Source organism: Xenorhabdus vietnamensis, assembly GCF_002127535.1.
Lineage (GTDB): Bacteria > Pseudomonadota > Gammaproteobacteria > Enterobacterales > Enterobacteriaceae > Xenorhabdus > Xenorhabdus vietnamensis.
Window position 1 is genome coordinate 1 of the sequence record NZ_MUBJ01000100.1, and the last position, 935, is coordinate 935.

Consider the following 935-nt stretch of genomic DNA (forward strand, 5'->3'; position numbering starts at 1 on the left):
GGTGCGGTTGAGCAATCCACCCGACTGAGCAGTACCCGGTATTTGCGCCATTCAGTCAATGCTGATTTCTCGGCGTTAGTGGCGATATTCAAATCAACGGCATCGTTTAACGGAGCGATTTTATCCCTGGCCTCATTCATTAAATACTGTTTCCGTGATTCCGCCCGACGTTGTAACATCTCAGGCGTTGGTGGTGGAATATTGCCCCATGCAGGTAGGCCATCGGCACCAGTAATACGCTGTTTGCCTTCGGGTGGTGTACGGAACTCCTGATAAACCGCGTCACTCACCTCAATCCCATCCGCCGGCCATGATCCTGCGTTAATATAATCCGGCTTCAAGGCGAGCGGATAAAATGAATTTGTTTTAGCGCTGAAAATATACATAAATCAATACCCCACTGCTCGCCAAAAAACGCGATTAAGCGCCGGATCGGAAAATGTGGCAGATAGACCCACACCAAAACGTGCGTTGGTTCTCACATTGACATGACATGAAATTACATTGGTTGATGTCACAGCAGCAGTATAAATGGGGGTCGCTACCAGTGCATCGCACCTGTTGGGGAAAAATATGGGAAATTCGAATTCTCGGTATTCATCATCAGGAACATAGACAACCCCCCACTGTTCAATAATTCCCGAATCGCCACATTTCCACCAGCGCTCTGATTTACTGGCCGTATTTTTATTGCCATACCGTGCGTCAAAATTGCCGTAGTTACTGGGCAATATCTCACCGTCAACCGAAAATATAACCGAACCATTCGGCGATCGCTGAGCGTAAAATATCGAGCCGGTATCATCATGACATTCCAGAACAGTGGGACGATTATTTATCCCCCATAACGATAAATTCACCCGCGATTTAGCTGTTCCCAATGACGATAACACTAAATCTGGCCGTTGTTTGCCAATATATACCCCCTCAGAGAC

The 935-nt window shown here is 47.2% G+C and carries 2 protein-coding genes; both read right to left on the bottom strand.

The features are described 5' to 3' along the window. Positions 1-386, bottom strand: a 386-nt coding sequence (locus Xvie_RS20365; RefSeq protein ID WP_086110890.1) for a tail fiber assembly protein, incomplete at its 3' end; no start/stop codon positions are given. A gap of 3 nt (positions 387-389) precedes the next feature. Beyond that, a partial coding sequence (locus tag Xvie_RS21940; protein WP_422645927.1) for a gp53-like domain-containing protein occupies positions 390-935 on the bottom strand: 546 nt, incomplete at its 5' end.